Annotated in this window: 16 protein-coding genes and 1 pseudogene; 1 reads left to right on the plus strand and 16 read right to left on the minus strand. The window is 72.6% G+C overall.

Going from position 1 to position 17,265, the window contains the following annotated elements; genetic code table 11:
* A pseudogene (locus HDR73_RS07150) lies at positions 1 to 103 on the plus strand (IS481 family transposase); the annotation flags it as partial.
* Between the two features lie 10 nt (positions 104 to 113).
* Here the strand turns inward: HDR73_RS07150 and der are convergent.
* The 16 genes from der to HDR73_RS07230 form a co-directional block, all read right to left on the minus strand.
* On the minus strand, positions 114 to 1,622 hold the full coding sequence (gene der, locus HDR73_RS07155) for a ribosome biogenesis GTPase Der (RefSeq protein WP_012298651.1): 1,509 nt from the start codon (positions 1,620 to 1,622) through the stop codon (positions 114 to 116).
* Between the two features lie 40 nt (positions 1,623 to 1,662).
* Positions 1,663 to 2,406 carry a (d)CMP kinase gene (gene cmk, locus HDR73_RS07160; protein ID WP_223842742.1) on the minus strand — a complete coding sequence of 248 codons (744 nt, stop codon included), beginning with the start codon at positions 2,404 to 2,406 and terminating at the stop codon, positions 1,663 to 1,665.
* Positions 2,403 to 3,521 (minus strand): prephenate dehydrogenase, encoded by a 1,119-nt coding sequence (locus tag HDR73_RS07165; protein WP_012298649.1) that lies wholly within the window; start codon positions 3,519 to 3,521, stop codon positions 2,403 to 2,405. The genes cmk and HDR73_RS07165 overlap by 4 nt, the downstream gene beginning before the upstream one ends.
* On the minus strand, positions 3,518 to 4,393 hold the full coding sequence (locus HDR73_RS07170) for a pseudouridine synthase (protein WP_012298648.1): 876 nt from the start codon (positions 4,391 to 4,393) through the stop codon (positions 3,518 to 3,520). Before HDR73_RS07170 ends, HDR73_RS07165 begins: the two co-directional genes overlap by 4 nt.
* Complete coding sequence (gene scpB / locus HDR73_RS07175; RefSeq protein WP_012298647.1) at positions 4,377 to 4,988, minus strand: SMC-Scp complex subunit ScpB; 612 nt, start codon at positions 4,986 to 4,988, stop codon at positions 4,377 to 4,379. Before scpB ends, HDR73_RS07170 begins: the two co-directional genes overlap by 17 nt.
* Positions 4,978 to 5,844, minus strand: coding sequence for a segregation and condensation protein A (locus HDR73_RS07180; protein ID WP_012298646.1), 867 nt, complete (start codon positions 5,842 to 5,844; stop codon positions 4,978 to 4,980). The genes scpB and HDR73_RS07180 overlap by 11 nt, the downstream gene beginning before the upstream one ends.
* Positions 5,828 to 6,676 carry a ParA family protein gene (locus tag HDR73_RS07185; protein ID WP_223842741.1) on the minus strand — a complete coding sequence of 283 codons (849 nt, stop codon included), beginning with the start codon at positions 6,674 to 6,676 and terminating at the stop codon, positions 5,828 to 5,830. Before HDR73_RS07185 ends, HDR73_RS07180 begins: the two co-directional genes overlap by 17 nt.
* 108 nt (positions 6,677 to 6,784) lie before the next feature.
* Entirely contained in the window at positions 6,785 to 7,771 is a 987-nt protein-coding gene (gene xerD / locus HDR73_RS07190) for a site-specific tyrosine recombinase XerD (protein WP_012298644.1), read from the minus strand.
* Positions 7,768 to 8,469 carry an NUDIX domain-containing protein gene (locus HDR73_RS07195; RefSeq protein WP_012298643.1) on the minus strand — a complete coding sequence of 234 codons (702 nt, stop codon included), beginning with the start codon at positions 8,467 to 8,469 and terminating at the stop codon, positions 7,768 to 7,770. Before HDR73_RS07195 ends, xerD begins: the two co-directional genes overlap by 4 nt.
* The gene (pyrG, locus tag HDR73_RS07200; RefSeq protein WP_012298642.1) at positions 8,466 to 10,208 is read right to left on the minus strand and encodes a CTP synthase; all 1,743 of its coding nucleotides are present in this window, start codon (positions 10,206 to 10,208) and stop codon (positions 8,466 to 8,468) included. The genes HDR73_RS07195 and pyrG overlap by 4 nt, the downstream gene beginning before the upstream one ends.
* Positions 10,209 to 10,281: 73 nt before the next feature.
* Positions 10,282 to 11,997, minus strand: coding sequence for a DNA repair protein RecN (recN, locus tag HDR73_RS07205; RefSeq protein WP_012298641.1), 1,716 nt, complete (start codon positions 11,995 to 11,997; stop codon positions 10,282 to 10,284).
* A complete protein-coding gene (locus HDR73_RS07210; RefSeq protein ID WP_041464470.1) occupies positions 11,990 to 12,907 on the minus strand; it encodes an NAD kinase in 918 nt (305 codons plus the stop codon). Before HDR73_RS07210 ends, recN begins: the two co-directional genes overlap by 8 nt.
* A 5-nt stretch (positions 12,908 to 12,912) precedes the next feature.
* Positions 12,913 to 13,785, minus strand: a complete 873-nt coding sequence (locus HDR73_RS07215; RefSeq protein ID WP_012298639.1) for a TlyA family RNA methyltransferase — start codon at positions 13,783 to 13,785, stop codon at positions 12,913 to 12,915.
* Positions 13,778 to 14,005 carry a hypothetical protein gene (locus tag HDR73_RS07220; protein ID WP_012298638.1) on the minus strand — a complete coding sequence of 76 codons (228 nt, stop codon included), beginning with the start codon at positions 14,003 to 14,005 and terminating at the stop codon, positions 13,778 to 13,780. Before HDR73_RS07220 ends, HDR73_RS07215 begins: the two co-directional genes overlap by 8 nt.
* Positions 14,006 to 14,014: 9 nt before the next feature.
* A complete protein-coding gene (locus HDR73_RS07225; RefSeq protein ID WP_012298637.1) occupies positions 14,015 to 15,055 on the minus strand; it encodes an HAD-IIA family hydrolase in 1,041 nt (346 codons plus the stop codon).
* Positions 15,045 to 16,124: a tetratricopeptide repeat protein gene (locus HDR73_RS07230; protein WP_041464469.1), complete on the minus strand. Its 1,080-nt coding sequence runs from the start codon at positions 16,122 to 16,124 to the stop codon at positions 15,045 to 15,047. Before HDR73_RS07230 ends, HDR73_RS07225 begins: the two co-directional genes overlap by 11 nt.
* Positions 16,125 to 17,265: the final 1,141 nt, after the last annotated feature.

Consider the following 17,265-nt stretch of genomic DNA (forward strand, 5'->3'; position numbering starts at 1 on the left):
CCGCGCCGACGCGCTTGACCCCTTCATCGAGCACTACAACACTGAACGAATCCACTCAAGCCACGGGCTCACGCCCGCGGCCCGAGTGTCACCAACGTCATGACCCAGTACACCTAGCGCTTCCGCTTCTCCCGCACGCGCATGTTGACGATGATCGGGCTGCCCTCGAAGCCGTAGATCTCGCGCAGGCGACGCTGGATGTAGCGGCGGTACTGCGGGTCGAGGTACCCGGTCGTGAAGAGCACGAATGTCGGCGGCCGGCTCGAGGCCTGCGTGCCGAACAGGATGCGCGGCTGCTTGCCGCCGCGCACGGGGTGCGGGTGCGCTGCGGTGAGCTCGGCGAGGAACGCGTTGAACTTGCCCGTCGCGATGCGGGTGTCCCACGACTCCAGCGCCGTCTCGAGCGCCGGCACGAGCTTCTCCATGTGGCGGCCGGTACGCGCCGAGATGTTGACGCGCGGCGCCCACGACACGTGCGCGAGGTCGGTCTCGATCTCGCGCTCGAGGTAGCGGCGGCGCTCGTCGTCGAGCAGGTCCCACTTGTTGAACGCGAGCACGAGCGCGCGGCCCGACTCGAGCACCAGCTCGATGATGCGGATGTCCTGCTCGCTGATGACCTCGGAGACGTCGATCATGACGACCGCGACCTCCGCCTTCTCCAGCGCCGCGCTCGTGCGGAGCGACGCGTAGAAGTCGGCGCCCTGGGCGAGGTGCATGCGGCGGCGGATCCCGGCGGTGTCGACGAAGCGCCACACCTTGTCGGCGATCTCGACCTGCTCGTCGACGGGATCCCGCGTGGTGCCGGCGAGCTCGTTGACGACCACGCGCTCCTCGCCCGCGGCCTTGTTGAGCAGGCTCGACTTGCCGACGTTCGGGCGGCCGAGGATGGCGACGCGGCGGGGTCCGCCGACCTCCTCCTTGGCGACCTTGGAGACGAGCGGCAGGGTCTTCAGCACGAGATCCAGCAGGTCGGCCACGCCGCGGCCGTGCAGCGCGGAGACGGGGTGCGGCTCGCCGAGGCCGAGCGACCACAGCGACGCGGCGTTCGGCTCCTGGCGCGCGTCGTCGACCTTGTTGGCCGCGAGGATCACCGTCTTCTTGGTCTTGCGGAGCAGGCGGACGACGTGCTCGTCCGTGCTCGTGGCGCCGACGTTGGCGTCGACGACGAAGAGCACGGCGTCGGCGAGGTCCATCGCGATCTCGGCCTGCATGGCGACGGACGCGTTGATGCCCTTGGCGTCGGGCTCCCAGCCGCCGGTGTCGACCAGCGTGAACCAACGGCCGGCGTACTCGGCCTTGTAGGAGACGCGGTCGCGCGTGACGCCGGGGGTGTCCTCGACGACGGCCTCGCGGCGGCCGAGGATGCGGTTGATGAGCGCCGACTTGCCGACGTTCGGGCGGCCGACCACCGCGAGCACGGGCAGCGCCGGCAGGTACGTGACCTGGTCGGGGTCGTCGGTCGCCGCTTCGAGGACCTCGAGGTCCTCGTCGTCCAGGTCGTAGTCGTCGAGCCCGGCGCGGAGCGTCTGCGCGCGCTGGGCGGCGAGCTCCTCGTCGATGCTCGACAGGCGCTCGGTGAGCGCGCTGTCGAGCTCAGGGAAGTCGTCGTCGTGATCAGCCATGTCATTCCTCTGGCGTGTCGGCCCGTCGCCGGGCCGCGCCTCAATCCGTTCGTGCGTGTACGAGATCGACCACCGCCTGGACGGTCTGATCGAAGTCGATGTGCGTGGAGTCGATGGTGGTCACACCATCTGCGGCGTTCATGAAATCGACGACCTGCGAGTCGGCCCGATCCCGGGAGGCGAGTGATTCGCCGACCGCGGCTGCCGACTGGGTCGACGTCTCCGCGGAACGCCTGCTCATCCTAGCTTCCGGGGAGGCCGTCAGCAGAATGCGGACCTGGGCGTCGGGCGCGACGACCGTGGTGATGTCGCGGCCCTCGACCACGATGCCGGGCTTGTCGCTCGACGCCATGAGCGCGCGGAACAGCTCCACCATGTAGTGCCGCACCTCGGGCACGCGGGCCACGCGGCTCACGACGGCGGAGACGCGGGGCTCGCGGATCGCCTCGGTGACGTCGGTGCCGCGGACGGAGACGCGCGTCTCGTCGGGGTCGATCGCGATGTCGTAGTCGAACCCCTCGATGAGGCTGGTGACGGTGGCGGGATCCTCGGTGTCGACGCCGCTCTCCAGCGCGAACCAGCTGAGCGCGCGGTACGCGGCGCCGGTGTCCTGGTAGTCGAAGCCGAGGGCGCGCGCGGCGGCCCGGCTCACGCTCGACTTGCCACTGCCGGCGGGGCCGTCGACGGCGACGACCGTGCGGTTCAGCGTGGCGTCGACGAGCAGGGCGTCCTCCAGCGGGTCGGGTGCGGTCGGGTCGGGTGCGTTCACAGCGTCTCCGGTCATCCGGCGATCCTCCAGTCACGTTCTTCAAGCCGCGCGACCAGGCGGTCGCGGGCCTCGGGCAGCACGGCGATCTCGACGAGACCCACCTGCGCGCCCTGGGAGTGCTCGAGGCGCAGGTCCTCGATGCTGACGTCGGCGGCGCCGACGTCGCAGATGAGCGCGGCCAGCTGGCCGGGGCGGTCGTCGATCATCACGGTCACGGCGGCGAAGCGGCGGTCCTGGCCGTGCTTGCCGGGGATGCGAGCGACGCCCGCGTTGCCCGCGTGGATCCGCTCGGCCACGCGCAGCCGGGCGCCCTGCGCGTCGACGTCGTCGAGCGCGTCGATCACCTCGTCGAGGTCGGTGCGGAGGGCCTTGAGGATCGGCACGATGCGGGAGGCGTTGGCGCCGAGGATCTGCACCCAGAGCGCCGCGTCGCTCGACGCGATGCGCGTCGTGTCGCGGAGCCCCTGCCCGGAGAGGCCGAGCGCCGAAGCGTCGCCGTCCGCGAGCCGCGACGCGAGCAGGCTCGCGACGACCTGCGGCACGTGCGAGACGAGGGCCACCGAGGCGTCGTGCTCCTCCGCGGTCATCTCGATCGGGACGGCGCCGAGGTCGAGGATCAGCTGCTCGACGGGCGCGCCGGCGGAGTACGTGATGCCGTCGTGGCCCGCGATGACCCAGGGCCGGCCGAGGAAGAGGTCGCCCGTCGCGGAGACGGGGCCGCCGCGCTCCCGCCCGGCGAGCGGGTGGGAGCCGAGGTAGCTGGAGAGGTCGGCACCCATGGCGCGCAGCTCCGCGAGCGGCGCGGCCTTCACGCTCGCGACGTCGGTGACGAGCGCGTCCGGGTGCGCGGCGAGCTCGGCCGCGACCACGCGCGCGGTCACGTCCGGCGGCACGCAGACGACGACGAGCGCTGGCCGGTCGGGCGCCGAGGAGATGTCGGCGATGCGCCCCGCGCCCATGTCCGCGGCGAGGCGGAGCGTGGTCGGCGACGCGTCGGCCAGCACCACGTCGACGCCGCGGGCGCGGAGGCCGAGCGCGATGCTCGTGCCGAGGAGGCCCGTGCCGACGATGCGGACGGTCCCCTGCACACGCGTGTCGGTCGCGGCGGCCGCGCCCGCGGCCTCGCTCACTCGCCGTCCTCGCGGTCCACGTCCCCCTGCGCCTCGGCGGCCGCGCCGGCGCCCTGCGGGTTCGCGGGTCCGGCCTGCGCGCGGGCCTCGCGCGAGATGGTGAGCAGCTGGCCGAGCTCGTCGGAGGTGAGGTCGCGCACGCGGCCGACGCCGAGGGATCCGAGGTGCAGCGGCCCGAACTGGCGGCGCACGAGCTCCTCCACCGGGTGGCCGACCTCGTCGAGCATGCGGCGCACGATGCGGTTGCGGCCCGAGTGCAGCGTGATCTCCACGAGCGTCTGGTCGCCGCCGCCCGAGAGGATGCGCGCGCGATCCGCCTGGATCGGCCCGTCCTCGAGGTCGACGCCCTGCGTGAGCCGCTGGATCGTCTGCGGCGTGACCCGCCCGGTGACCTTCGCGATGTACGTCTTCAGCACGCCGAACGACGGGTGCGCGAGCACGTGCGCGAGGTCGCCGTCGTTGGTGAGGATGAGCAGGCCGCTCGTCTCCGCGTCGAGGCGGCCGACGTTGAACAGGCGCTCCTCGAACTCCTCCGTGAACTCGCGCAGGTCGGGTCGGCCGCGCTCGTCGCGCAGCGAGGAGTAGATCCCGACGGGCTTGTTGAGCATGAGGTAGCGCTTGGAGGTGTCGAGCTGCACGGCCTGGTCGTCGACCGCGACCTCGTCGACGTCGGGGTCGATTCGGCGGCCGGGCTCGGTGACGGTCTCGCCGTTCACGGTGACGCGGCCGGCGGCGATCATGTCCTCGCAGACGCGGCGGCTGGCGACGCCGGCGGCGGCCATCACCTTCTGCAGGCGGACGCCCGCGACGGGCTCGTCCGGGTTCCAGGCGTGCGCGGACGCGCGGTCATCGGGCTCAGTGGAGGGGGTCATGGAAGCCTTCCGCCCCGTCGGGGAGCAACGGGGAGATCGGGGGGAGCTCGTCGAGCGAGTTGATGCCGAGCTGCGTGAGCAGGTGGTCTGTCGTACCGTAATGGATCGCGCCGGTCTCTTCGGCGGTGAAGGCCTCCGTCACGAGGCCCCGCGCGAGCAGCGTCCGCACCACCGAGTCGACGTTCACGGCGCGGATCGCGGCGACCTGGCTGCGGCTGATCGGCTGCTTGTACGCGATGACCGCGAGTGTCTCGAGGGCCGCCTGCGAGAGGCGCGTGGGGTTCTGCGTGAGCACGTGGTCGCGGATCACCGTGTCGTACTCGGGCCGCACGTAGACGCGCCAGCCGCCGCCGACCTCGCGCAGCTCGAAGCCGCGGCGCACTCCCCCGGTCTTCCCGTCGAAGTCGTCGACGAGCCGCTGGATCGCGCGGCGCACCTCCTTCACGGGCGTCGAGGTGGCGGTCGCGAGCGTCGTCACGCTCTGCGGCTCGTCCGCGACCATGAGCAGGGCCTCGAGCGCGCGGTCGAGGTCGAGCGGGGTGTCGGCGTCGGGCACTGCGGTGTCGCCCGTCGGATCCTGCGGCTCAGCTGTCATAGCCGGCCCCCAGGCTCGCGAGCGCGTCGTCGCTCCAGCTCTCGGCGGTCCACGTGAGGGTCAGCTCGCCGAGTGCCTCCGGCTGGTCGAACTCGATCGCGGCCACCCGGTACAGCTCGAGCACCGCGAGGAAGCGCGCGATCACCACGCCGGTGACGCCGGCGTCCGCGACGAGCTCCCGGAACGTGACCGGTGCGCCGCCCCGCAGCCGCGCGACCACGACCGCGGCCTGCTCGCGGATGCTCACGAGCGGCGCGTGCAGGTGGTCGAGCCCCACGGTCGGGATCTCGCGCGGCGCGAGCGCGAGGAGCGCGATCGCCGCGAGGTCGGCGGGTGACGTGGTCCACACGAGCTCGGGCACCTGCGCGCGGAACCGCTCCTCGAGCGGCACGTCGCGGAAGGCCCGGCCGGACTCGGCGACGAGCCGCTCCTGGAACCAGCTCGCCGCCTGCTTGAAGGCCCGGTACTGCAGCAGCCGGGCGAACAGCAGGTCGCGCGCCTCGAGCAGCGCCACGTCCTCGGCGTCCACGAGCTCGCCCTGCGGCAGGAGCCCGACGAGCTTGAGGTCGAGCAGCGTCGCCGCGACCACGAGGAACGAGCTGGCCTCGTCGAGGTCCTCGGGTCCGTCGAGGCCGCGGATGTGCGCGATGAACTCGTTCGTCACGAGGCTCAGGCTCACCTCGGTGATGTCCATCTCGTGCCTGCCGATGAGCGACAGCAGGAGGTCGAACGGGCCCTCGAAGTTGCCGATGCTCACCCGGAACGCACGCTCGGGATCCGCCCGGAGCGCGGCGGCGTCCGCGTCGACGGCGAGCTCCGGCTCGGCCAGGGGTGCGCCCCTACGCGACGGCGCCACGCGCGATGAGCTCCCGCGCCACCTTGCGGTACGCGAGCGCCGCCGGGTGCTCGGGCGCGAACTGGATGATGGGCTTGCCCGCCACCGACGCGTCCGGGAACTTGACCGTCCGGCCGATGACCGTCTCGAGCACGCTGTCGTCGAACGCCTCGACCACGCGCTGCAGCACCTCGCGGGAGTGCAGCGTGCGCGAGTCGTACATGGTCGCGAGGATCCCGTCGAGCGCGAGCCCCGGGTTCAGCCGGTCCTTGACCTTCTCGATGGTCTCGACGAGCAGCGCGACGCCGCGGAGCGCGAAGAACTCGCACTCGAGCGGGATCAGCACGCCGTGGCTCGCCGTGAGCGCGTTGACGGTGAGGAGGCCGAGCGACGGCTGGCAGTCGATGAGGATGACGTCGTAGTCGGCGCTCACCTTGCGCAGCACGCTCGCGAGGATCTGCTCGCGCGCGACCTCGTTGACGAGGTGCACCTCCGCGGCCGACAGGTCGATGTTGGCGGGGATCACGTCGAGGCCCTCGAAGCCCGTGGTCTGGATCGCCTCGCGCGGGTCCTTCACGGTGCCGAGCAGCAGGTCGTAGATGGTGACGGCGTCGTGCGTCTGCACGCCGAGGCCGGCGGAGAGCGCGCCCTGCGGGTCGAAGTCGACGGCGAGGACGCGTCGGCCGTAGCTCGCGAGCGAAGCGCCGAGGTTGATGGCGGTGGTCGTCTTGCCGACGCCGCCCTTCTGGTTGCAGAGGGAGATGATCTTGGCGGGGCCGTGGCCGGCGAGCGGCTCCGGCTCGGCGAACTCGCGCAGCTCCCGGCCGGTGGGCCCGAGCACGGGGACGTCCATTCCCGGGAGCTCGGTCACATCTGGCTTGCGCGTCACGTGGATCTCTCTCTGCCGCTCCTCCGACGCGGGAGTCCGCCGGATCCTCGAGAGTCTACCGGGGAGGGTCGCTCACGCCCGGCGGGCACGCGGGTGCGCGGTCGTGTAGACGTCGCGCAGGGTGTCGACGGTCACGCGCGTGTAGATCTGCGTGGTCGCGACCGACGAGTGACCGAGCAGCTCTTGCACGACGCGCACGTCGGCGCCGCCCGCGATGAGGTGCGTCGCGAACGAGTGCCGGAAGATGTGGGGCGAGATCTCCTCCGTGACGCCGGCGCGCTCGGCGGCCGCCTTGATCACGAGCCACGCGTTCTGCCGAGACAGCGCGTGTCCGCGGAGCCCGAGGAAGAGCGCCGGAGTCGCGGATCCGCGCGCGGCGAGGATCGGGCGGACGCGCACGAGGTAGGCGTCGACGGCACGGCGCGCGAAGGACCCGACGGGCACGATCCGCTGCTTGCCGCCCTTGCCCACCACCCGCACGATCTCGGCTGCGGCGCCGTCGGGCCCCAGCACGTCGTCCACGGTGAGCGCCGTGATCTCGCTGACCCGCGCGCCCGTCGCGTACAGCAGCTCGAGCAGGGCCTTGTCGCGGACGCGGAGGGGCTCGTCGCCGTCGGTCGCGTCGAGGATCCGCCCCATCGTCTCGACCGACACGGCCTTCGGCAGGCGGCTCGGCAGCTTGGGCGGCTTCTGTTCGGCGGACACGTCGACCTCGACGATGCCCTCCTCCACCAGGAACCGGTGGAAGCTCCGCACGCTCGAGAGCATCCGCGCAAGCGACGACGCCGTGAGGCCGCCCTGCTCGGGGTCGCGGACGCGCTGGGCGAAGCCGGCGACGTGCGCGCTCGTCGCATCGGCCGGATCCGCCACGCCCTCCGCCGCGAGGTGCGCCGTGTACCGCGCGAGGTCGCGGCGGTAGGCCTGGATGGTGTTGCGGGACAGGCCGCGCTCCACCTCGACGTGCCGGAGCCACCGGTCGACGGCCCGGCGCAGCGCGACGGGGACCTCGGGCGCGGTGTCGGGTGCCGCTCCCCCGGGTCCGTCGGCCGCGTCGGTCACGATCCGGACGCGCCCCCGCCGTCGCGATCGCCGTCGCCGTCGCCGTCGCCGTCGCGCAGCTTCGGGTGCCGCGGCCACGGCGCGTCGGCGGGTCCGAGCGTCTGCCAGCCGCGCGAGCGGGCGACGTGCGCCTGCAGCACCGCGATCACGGTCGACGGGTTCTGGATCCGCCGCTCGAGCACCGCCGTGACGACCTCGTCGAGGTCGACCCAGCGCACCTCGATGTCGGCCTCCTCATCGGTGCGCGCGAACGCCTCCGCCGTGGGGGTCAGCCCACGCGCGAGGTAGACGCGGATCGCCTCGTCGCTGCCGCCGGGCGTCGTGTAGTACTCCGCCAGCACGCTCCACTCGGCGGCGAGCAGGTCAGCCTCCTCCGCGAGCTCCCGCTGCACGGCCGTCAGCGGCGGCTCGCCCGTGATGTCGAGGAGCCCGGCCGGGATCTCCCACTCGCGCATGCGCACGGGGTGCCGGTACTGCTTGATGAGGAGCACGCGGTCCTCGTCGTCGATCGCGAGCACCGCGACGGCGCCCGTGTGGTCGACGTACTCGCGCGTGATCTCGCCGTCGCCGTACGCGAAGGTCTCGCGGCGGATGTCCCAGATCCTGCCCTGGAACACCCGCTCGCTCGACGTGACGTCGTACGAGACGGCGTCGTCGTGCAGGCTGTCAGCCGGGGATCCCACGACAGCGTCTGTCACGCGACGGCCTCGGCGTCGTCCTCGACGAAGAGCGTGCTCGCGGCCTGGCGGTCGAGCGCGGCGCGGACGAGGCCGGCGAACAGCGGGTGCGCGCGGTTCGGGCGCGACCGCAGCTCCGGGTGCGCCTGCGTGCCGATGTAGAACGGGTGCACCTCGCGGGGCAGCTCCACGTACTCGACGAGCGTGCCGTCGGGCGAGGTGCCCGAGAACACGAGGCCGGCGTCCTGGATGCGCTCGCGGTACTGGTTGTTGACCTCGTAGCGGTGGCGGTGGCGCTCGTGGGAGACGGGCGCGCCGTACAGCTCGGCCGCGAGGGATCCCTCGGCGAGCTTCGCCTCGTACAGGCCGAGGCGCATGGTGCCGCCGAGGTCGCCGCCCGCGATGATGTCGACCTGCTCGGCCATCGTCGCGACGACCGGGAACTCGCTCTCCGGGTCGAACTCGCTCGAGGATGCGCCCGCGAGGTCCGCCTCGTTGCGCGCGTACTCGATGACCATGCACTGGAGGCCCAGGCACAGGCCGAGCACGGGGATCTTGTTGTCGCGCGCGAACTTCAGCGCGCCGAGCTTGCCCTCGATGCCGCGGATCCCGAAGCCGCCCGGGACGCACAGCGCGTCGAGGTCGCCGAGCCTCTTCGCGGCACCCTCGGGCGTCTCACACTCGTCGGACGCGACCCAGCGCAGCTTCACGCGCGCCGAGTGGGCGAAGCCGCCGGCCCGCAGCGCCTCGGTGACCGAGAGGTACGCGTCGGGCAGGTCGATGTACTTGCCGACGAGGCCCACGGTGACCTCGTGCTTCGGGTCGTGCACGGCGTCCAGCAGGTCGCTCCAGCCGGACCAGTCCACGGCGTCCGCGGCGGGGAGGCCGAGGTGGTCGATGATGTAGCTGTCGAGGCCCTGCCCGTGCAGCATCTCGGGGATGTCGTAGATGCTCGGCACGTCGACCGCGTTCACGACGGCCTGCTCGTCGACGTCGCACATGAGCGCGATCTTCTTCTTGTTCGAGTCGGAGACCGGCCGGTCGCTGCGGAGCACGAGGGCGTCCGGCTGGATCCCGATGGAGCGCAGCGCCGCCACGGAGTGCTGCGTCGGCTTGGTCTTCTGCTCGCCCGACGCGCCCATGTACGGCACGAGCGAGACGTGAACGAAGAAGACGTTGTTCCGCCCGAGCTCGTGGCGCACCTGGCGCGCGGCCTCGATGAAGGGCTGGCTCTCGATGTCGCCGACCGTGCCGCCGATCTCGGTGATGATCACGTCGGGCTGCGGCTCGTCCGAGGCCTGCAGGCGCATGCGGCGCTTGATCTCGTCGGTGATGTGCGGGATGACCTGCACGGTGTCGCCGAGGTACTCGCCGCGGCGCTCCTTGGCGATGACCTCGGAGTAGATCTGCCCCGTGGTCACGTTCGCCGCCTGGTCGAGCTCGATGTCGAGGAAGCGCTCGTAGTGCCCGATGTCGAGGTCGGTCTCCGCGCCGTCGTCGGTCACGAAGACCTCGCCGTGCTGGAAGGGGTTCATGGTGCCCGGATCCACGTTGAGGTAGGGATCGAGCTTCTGCATGACGACGCGAACTCCGCGCGCCGTGAGGAGGTTGCCCAGGCTGGCCGCCGTGAGGCCCTTGCCGAGCGAGGAGACGACGCCGCCGGTCACGAAGATGTGCCTGGTCGTCTTCGCCGCGCCTGTCGTGCTGGTGATGCTGTCCGTCGTGCCCGAGTCCGTGTCCGCTGAATTGATGTCCGCCACGGGCTTCCATCCTACGTGGGAATCGGGCCACCGCGGCAGCCACGCCGCGCCGCGCCGGCCGCCGGTCGTCCGTTCAGCGCAGCGAGGCCGCGGTCTCCACCAGCTCGCGCGCGTGCGCCAGGCCGCTCTCGCTGTCCGGCAGGCCGGAGAGCAGGCGCGCCATCTCCTGGATCCGCGCGTCGCCCTCGAGCTGCGTGACGCTCGACGCCGTCACCTGCCCGTCGCCGCCCTTGACGACGCGCAGGTGGTTGGTCGAGAACGCCGCGACCTGCGCGAGGTGCGTGACGACGATGACCTGCGCGCGCTCGGCGAGACGCGCGAGTCGGCGCCCGATCTCGATGGCCGCCGCACCGCCCACGCCCGCGTCGACCTCGTCGAACACGAAGGTGGGGACGGGGTCGTCGCCGGCCACCACGACCTCGATGGCGAGCATCACGCGCGACAGCTCGCCGCCGGACGCGCCGCGCCCCAGCGGCCGGGCCTCAGCGCCCGCGTGCGGACGGAGCAGGATCTCGACGCGGTCGGCGCCCGACAGCGCGGGCTCCTCGCGCGGCGACACGCGCACGTCGAGCGACGCGTCGGCCATGGCAAGCGCACCGAGCTCGGTCGTGACGGCCGCGGCGAGCCGCTCCCCCGCCTCCGTGCGGACCGCGGTGACGCGCTCGGCAAGCTCGCCGACGAGCGCCTCGTCGCGCTCGACCTCGACGCGCAGCAGGTCGATGCGGTCGGTGTCGCCGTCGAGCTCCAGCAGGCGCGCGCTGCCGGTGTCGAGGAACGCGAGCGCGTCCTCCACCGTGGGGCCGTGCGCGCGCGTGAGGGCGGCGAGCTCGGCGCGGCGGTCCTGCAGCGTCTCGAGCTCGCGTGCGCCGTCGGCGTCGAGCCCCGCGAGGTAGCCCGAGAGCTGCACCGCGATCTCCGACACGAGGATCCGCGCGCTGTCGAGCGACTCGATGATGTCGGCCAGGCCCGGGTCGTGCGCCGCGACCCGGTCGAGGCGGCGGTGCGCGGTGTCGAGCACGGACGCGGCGTCGGCCATCTCGCCGGACGCGTCCTCGGACGACATGAGCTCGTGGGCGGCGGACGCGGCGGCGCGCAGGTCCTCGAGGTTGGTGAGCCGGTCGATGCGCTCGCGCAGCTCCTCGTCCTCGCCGGGCTGCGGGGCCACCGCCTCGATCGCGTCGATCGCCGCGCGCAGCTCCTCGGCCTCGCGCGTGCGGGCGTCCTGCTCCGTCACGAGCCGGTCGAGCTCCGCGCGCGCGGCCTGCCATCGGCGGAACACCTCCTGGTACTCGCCGAGCACGGGCACCAACGCGGATCCCGCGAACCGGTCGAGCGCCTGCCGCTGCGCGGTGGACGACCGCAGCCGCATCTGGTCGGACTGGCCGTGCACCACGACGAGCTGCTCCCCGATCTCGGTCAGCAGCGCCGCGGGTGCGCCCCGGCCGCCGACGGACGCGCGGCTGCGGCCCTCGGACGAGAGCTGCCGCGTGACGATGAGCTCACCGCGCGTGCCGTCGCCGAACGGGTCGACGTCTCCCCCGGCGTCCCGCACGCGCTCGGGCACGGGGCCGTCGGCGGCGATGATCCAGCGTCCCTCGACGACCGCGCGCTCGCTCCCCTGCCGCACGGCGCCGGAGTCGGCGCGCGCACCGAGCAGCAGTCCGAGGGAGGTGACGACCATGGTCTTGCCCGCGCCGGTCTCGCCGGTGACGGCCGTGAAGCCGGGCCCGAGCGGCAGCGTCGCCTGGCCGATCACCCCGAGGTCGCGGATGGTGATCTCCTCAATCACGGTCGACGGGCCCCCTCCAGCCGGTGACCGGCAGCTCGAACTTGTTCACTAGGCGGTCGGTGAACGGCGACTGCTTGAGGCGCGCCAGGCGCACGGGGATGGCGGATCGCCGGGTCTCCACGCGCGCACCGGGCGGCATGTCCCGCGTGCGGCGGCCGTCGCACCAGAGCACGCCGGAGCCGGAGGTGCGGCTCAGCACCTCGACGGCGACCGTGGACTCCGGGCCCACGACGAGCGAGCGTGCGAAGAGCGTATGCGGGCTGAGCGGCACCACGAGCATGGCCTCGAGGCTCGGCCATACGATGGGGCCGCCGGCGGAGAAGGCGTACGCGGTGGATCCGGTGGGCGTCGAGACGACCATCCCGTCGCACCCGTAGGACGCGAGCGGACGCCCGTCGATCTCCACGACGACCTCGAGCATGCGCTCGCGGCTGGCCTTCTCGACCGTCGCCTCGTTCAGCGCCCACGTGCGGTAGACGATCTCGGCGCCGACCTTGAGCGTGACGTCGAGCGTCATGCGCTCCTCGACCGTATAGTCGCGGTCGAGGACACGGCGGACGGTGGCGGTGAGGTCCTCGCGCTCGCTCTCGGCCAGGAAGCCCACGTGCCCGAGGTTGACGCCGAGGAGCGGCACGGAGGTGCCGCGCACGATCTCGGCCGAGCGCAGGATCGTGCCGTCCCCGCCGAGGACGATGACGATCTCGAGATCGGCCGTCTGCACGTCTTCCCCGAGCACGGCGACGCGGTCCATCTCGGGCGCGAACGGCAGGATGTCGGCCTTCTCCTCGGCCGTGAGCACGAGCTGCACGTCGGCCTCGGCCAGCTGCGCGCACACGCTGAGCGCCGCGTCGATGGAGTCGCGCCGTCCCGTGTGGGACACGACCAGGATGTGCCTCGCGGGTCCAGCCACTTCGCTCACGCTCCTGTGATCTCGTTCGACGTCGATCTCCATTGTGTCGGATTGCACCCCGCACGACCGCTGAACCAGGCGAGGTACTCGTGGTTCCCGGCGCCGCCGACGATCGGGGAGGAGACGAGGCCGGCCGTGCCGAGCCCCAGGTCCCAGGCCGCCCAGAGCACGCGCATCACGGCGTCGTCGCGGAGGCCGGCGTCGTGCACGATGCCCTCGCGGATCCCCGTGCGCCCCACCTCGAACTGCGGCTTGATCAGCAGCACGACGTCGGCGCCGTCCGCGGCGGTGCGCGCGATGGCCGGCAGCACGAGCCCCAGCGAGATGAAGGAGAGGTCGCCGACGACGAGCGCGGGAGCCTCTCCCGCGAGGTCGTCCGGCGTCACGCCGGCGAGCGACTCCGGCGTCAGGTCGCGGACGTTGAAGCCCTCGACGACGTCGACGCGCGGATCCTCGCGGATGAGCGGATCCAGCTGCCCGTGCCCGACGTCGAGCGCGATCACCCGCCGCGCACCCCGCTCGAGCAGCACCTGCGTGAATCCTCCGGTGGACGCGCCCACGTCGAGCGCCAGGCGCCCCGCGACCTCCACCTCGGGGAACGCGTCGAGCGCGCCGATGAGCTTGTGGGCGCCGCGGCTCACGTAGGCGTCCGTTCCGGCGACCTCGACTACGGATCCGGGCATCACGCGGAAGGACGCCTTGACGACGCCACGCCCGTCGACCGTGACGAGCCCGTCGACGATGAGCCGTGCGGCATGCGTGCGCGACCGCGCGAGGCCGAGCGCGGGCAGGGCCGCGTCGAGCCGCAGGTCGCCGCCGAGCAGCTCGGCGGGTGCCTCGGCGGGCAGCGACGCGGATCCGTCGCCGGCGTCAGCCACGCGCCGCGGCCCCGTCCCCGCCCTCGAGCCGTGTCCGCAGCTCGTCGTGCAGCAACGCGAAGGCGGCCGCGCGGTCGCCGAGCGGCTGCTCCTCGATGAGCTGCAGCCGGGAGACCAGCTCCTCGGCGACGTCGCGGTCGTCGTGGTCGTCGCGGTCGCCCTCCGGTGCCGCTCCCGCTGCCGATGCCGCTCGAGCTCCGTCCTCCGGGTCGTCGCTCACGCCGTCACGCTACGCCCGGCCCGCGCCGGCGGCACCGGCGGCGACGTAGAGCGACTCCTGCACGTCGAGCCCGTAGATCGGCCGGCCCGAATTCCAGATGACGGCGCAGGCGGCGCGCAGCGTGTCGATGGTGGACCCGCCGTCCTTGACGACCTCGACCCGGTCACCCGCGATGCGCACGGACGACTTCCCGACCGTCGCCACGCGTCCCTCCTGCGAGAACCGCGTCTCCGGATACGGCTCGTGCAGCTGCCCGAGGTGCTCGAGGATGAACGTCGGCCGCTGGTCCTCCTCGGCCGCGAGGAGCTGCTTCGCGCGGTCGATCCCGGTGAGCACGTGGACGGATGCCATGCCGGCGCGCGTCGCCCCCAGGATGTCGGTGTCGAGCCGATCACCGAGGAACACGGGCCGTTCCGCGCCGAAGCGCTCGCGGGCCACGTCGAAGATCGGCGTCTCCGGCTTGCCCGCGACCACGGGCAGACGCCCGACCGCCGTGTGCACGGCCGAGACGAGCGTGCCGTTGCCGGGGGCGATGCCCCGCGCGACGGGGATGGTCCAGTCGGTGTTGGTCGCGACCCACACGACGTCCGGGTCGGCCAGCGCGAACGCGGCCTCGGCCAGCTGCGCCCAGCCCACCTCCGGCGAGAAGCCCTGCACGACCGCCGCCGGCTGGTCGTCCGTCGAGCGCGTGACGACGTAGCCGGCCTTCTCGAGCTCGTGCACGAGGCCCTCGCCGCCGACGACGAGCACGATGGATCCCGCGGGCACGCGGTCCGCGAGCAGCCGCAGCGCTGCCTGCGGTGACGTGACGACGTCCTCGGGCGCGACCGTCAGCCCGAGCGAGCTGAGGTGCTCGGCCACGGAGGCGTCCGTGCGCGAGGCGTTGTTCGTGATGTACCCGAGTCGGATCCCGTCGCCAGCCGCGCGGTTCAGCGCGTCGACGGCGTGCGGAATGCTGTCGGGCCCCGCGTACACGACCCCGTCGAGGTCGGCGAGGATCACGTCCACGCCGTCGAGCGGGGCACTCCCCTTCGCCGCCCTAGCGAACATCGCGGTCGCCTTCCCGTGCGTCGTCGGCGCCGAGCGCCCCGTCGGTCATGTCCACGGGCGCGGCCTCGTCGGCCCCGCGGTCGCGCTCCTCGACGTCGAGCTCGTCATCGACGTCGATCGCGATGTCCGAGCTGTCGCCGTCCTCGCTCGGCAGGCTCGGCTCGTCGCCCTCTCCGGGATCCTCGGACGCCGTGGCGGCACCATCGGCTGCCACCCCCGCATCCGCGGCCCGCTCATCGTCGCCATCGGCCTCAACGGATCCGTCGTCCTCCCCCGAGAGGACCTCCTCCCCCGAGAGGACCTCCTCCCCCGAGAGGACCTCCTCCCCCGAGAGGACCTCCTCGCCCGCGACGTCGACATCCCCGGAGTCCTCGACCTCGAGCTCCTCCTCGACGACCTCGACCATGTCGTCCCAGCCCTCGTCCGGATCAGCGAACGCAGACTCGGCGGCATCGGCGCGCTGGCGCCAGGCGTCGGCTTCGTCTGAACGACCCAGCTCCTCGAGCACCTCCGCGTACGCGTGGAAGAGATCCGCGCTGTACGAGTACGCCACGTCGCGGTTCAGCTGCGCGATCGACAGCTCGTCGAGAGCCGCCTCCGTCTGCCCGAGGTCGAGCCGGGCGCCGGACATCGCGATCGCGAGCGCGACCTGCTCCGCCGCCGGCAGGGTCTCCTTCGGCACGGAGCGACCCAGCTCCAGCGCCTTGTCGGGGCGTCCCTGCCCGCGCTCGCTGTCGACCATGAGGGCGAGCTGGTCGTTCTTGCCGGAGATGCGCCGATAGGTCCGCAGCTCGCGCAGTGCGAGCGCGTAGTCGCCGACGGCGTACGCCGTGATGGCCAAGGACTCACGGACCACCGCGATGCGTCCTGCGCGGCGAGCCGCCGAGGTCGCGTGCCGGTGCGCGAGCTCCGGATCCTCGTCGATGAGCCGCGCCGCCATCACCAGATGCTGCGCGACGCCCTCGGCGTTGTCCTTGCTCAGGGTCTTCAGCTCGTTGCGGGCGATCCGGTCGAGGTCACCCGGCTTCACGTCCTCGGGGATCTCCGGATCCTCATGACGGGGACGCACGGAACGCAGCTCGCGTGCGCGCAGCTGCTCCTCGGTCAGGGCCTCCTCGTAGCGAGGGGCGTCCCGGTCGTTCCGCGCCGGTCGTCCATCGCGCGTCCAGAGCTTGTCGCCGTCGCGCGGCGGTCGAGCGCCGCCACGTCCGGCGTCACGGCCACCGGAATCTCGGCCGCCGTCCTTGGACCAGGGCTTCCGCTCCCCATCACGCGCAGGCAGCGCCACTCCGGCCCCGCCGTCGCGCGACCAGGGCTTGCGCTCCCCATCGCGCGCGGGCCGGGCCGACCCGGCTCCGCCATCGCGCGACCAGGGCTTGCGCTCCCCATCACGCTGCGGCCGCGAGGCACCGCCCCCGTCCTTGGACCAGGGCTTGCGCTCACCATACCGCGCCGGACGGGCCGGGCCGGCACCACCATCGCGCGACCAGGGCTTGCGCTCCCCATCACGCTGCGGCCGGGAAGCACCGCCCCCGTCCTTGGACCAGGGCTTGCGCTCACCATCCCGCGCCGGACGGGCCGGGCCGGCCCCGCCATCGCGCGACCAGGGCTTGCGCTCGTCGTCCCGCGCCCCACGGTCCCCGCTCGATCCACGAGCGCCGGAGCTCCGCCCACCGTCGCGTGGGCCTCGCGGGGCACCAGAGGATCCCCGCTCATACGGCGGCATGGACCCGTCGCGCCCGCGAGAGGAGTGCGACGATCCGCGGTCCTGGGCCTCGGGCCGGCTGTCTCGATCGGATGAGTCGCTCACTGTGCTCCTGTCGGCCGCGAAGGCCAGATGATGTCTGTGGTGTTGTGGGTCTGCCGAAGTCTCCTACCAGGCTAACCGGTGAGGCGACGCCGGGACAGCCGAGACCGGGTCCGACCCGACACCCGGCTCCGAGGATCGGCACGGCCCGGAGGTGGTGCCGATGGGAGATCTCGTCGGAGACAGCACGTCACCCGAAACCGCAGGACGACGGGATCACACTGCGGCGTAGTGCGACTCTGCGCGTCCAGACCGAGATGCCACCCCCGACAGTGCCCGCGCGACATCGGGAGGCCGTGTTAACGCAGAAAGGCCCGCCGCACGATGTGCGACGGGCCTCCCCGTTCGTTCTCAAGTTAAGTCCGGCGGTGTCCTACTCTCCCACAGGGTCCCCCCTGCAGTA

The sequence above is a fragment of the Clavibacter sp. genome (assembly GCF_014802555.1).
Taxonomy (GTDB): domain Bacteria; phylum Actinomycetota; class Actinomycetes; order Actinomycetales; family Microbacteriaceae; genus Clavibacter; species Clavibacter sepedonicus.

Excerpts from the sequence above, each read along its gene's own strand:
- HDR73_RS07185 (WP_223842741.1), bottom strand. The coding sequence starts at position 6,676 with ATGGACGTCCCCGTGCTCGGGCCCACCGGCCGGGAGCTGCGCGAGTTC.
- HDR73_RS07225 (WP_012298637.1), bottom strand. The coding sequence starts at position 15,055 with ATGTTCGCTAGGGCGGCGAAGGGGAGTGCCCCGCTCGACGGCGTGGAC.
- HDR73_RS07170 (WP_012298648.1), bottom strand. The coding sequence starts at position 4,393 with ATGACCCCCTCCACTGAGCCCGATGACCGCGCGTCCGCGCACGCCTGG.
- der (WP_012298651.1), bottom strand. The coding sequence starts at position 1,622 with ATGGCTGATCACGACGACGACTTCCCTGAGCTCGACAGCGCGCTCACC.
- cmk (WP_223842742.1), bottom strand. The coding sequence starts at position 2,406 with ATGACCGGAGACGCTGTGAACGCACCCGACCCGACCGCACCCGACCCG.
- scpB (WP_012298647.1), bottom strand. The coding sequence starts at position 4,988 with ATGACAGCTGAGCCGCAGGATCCGACGGGCGACACCGCAGTGCCCGAC.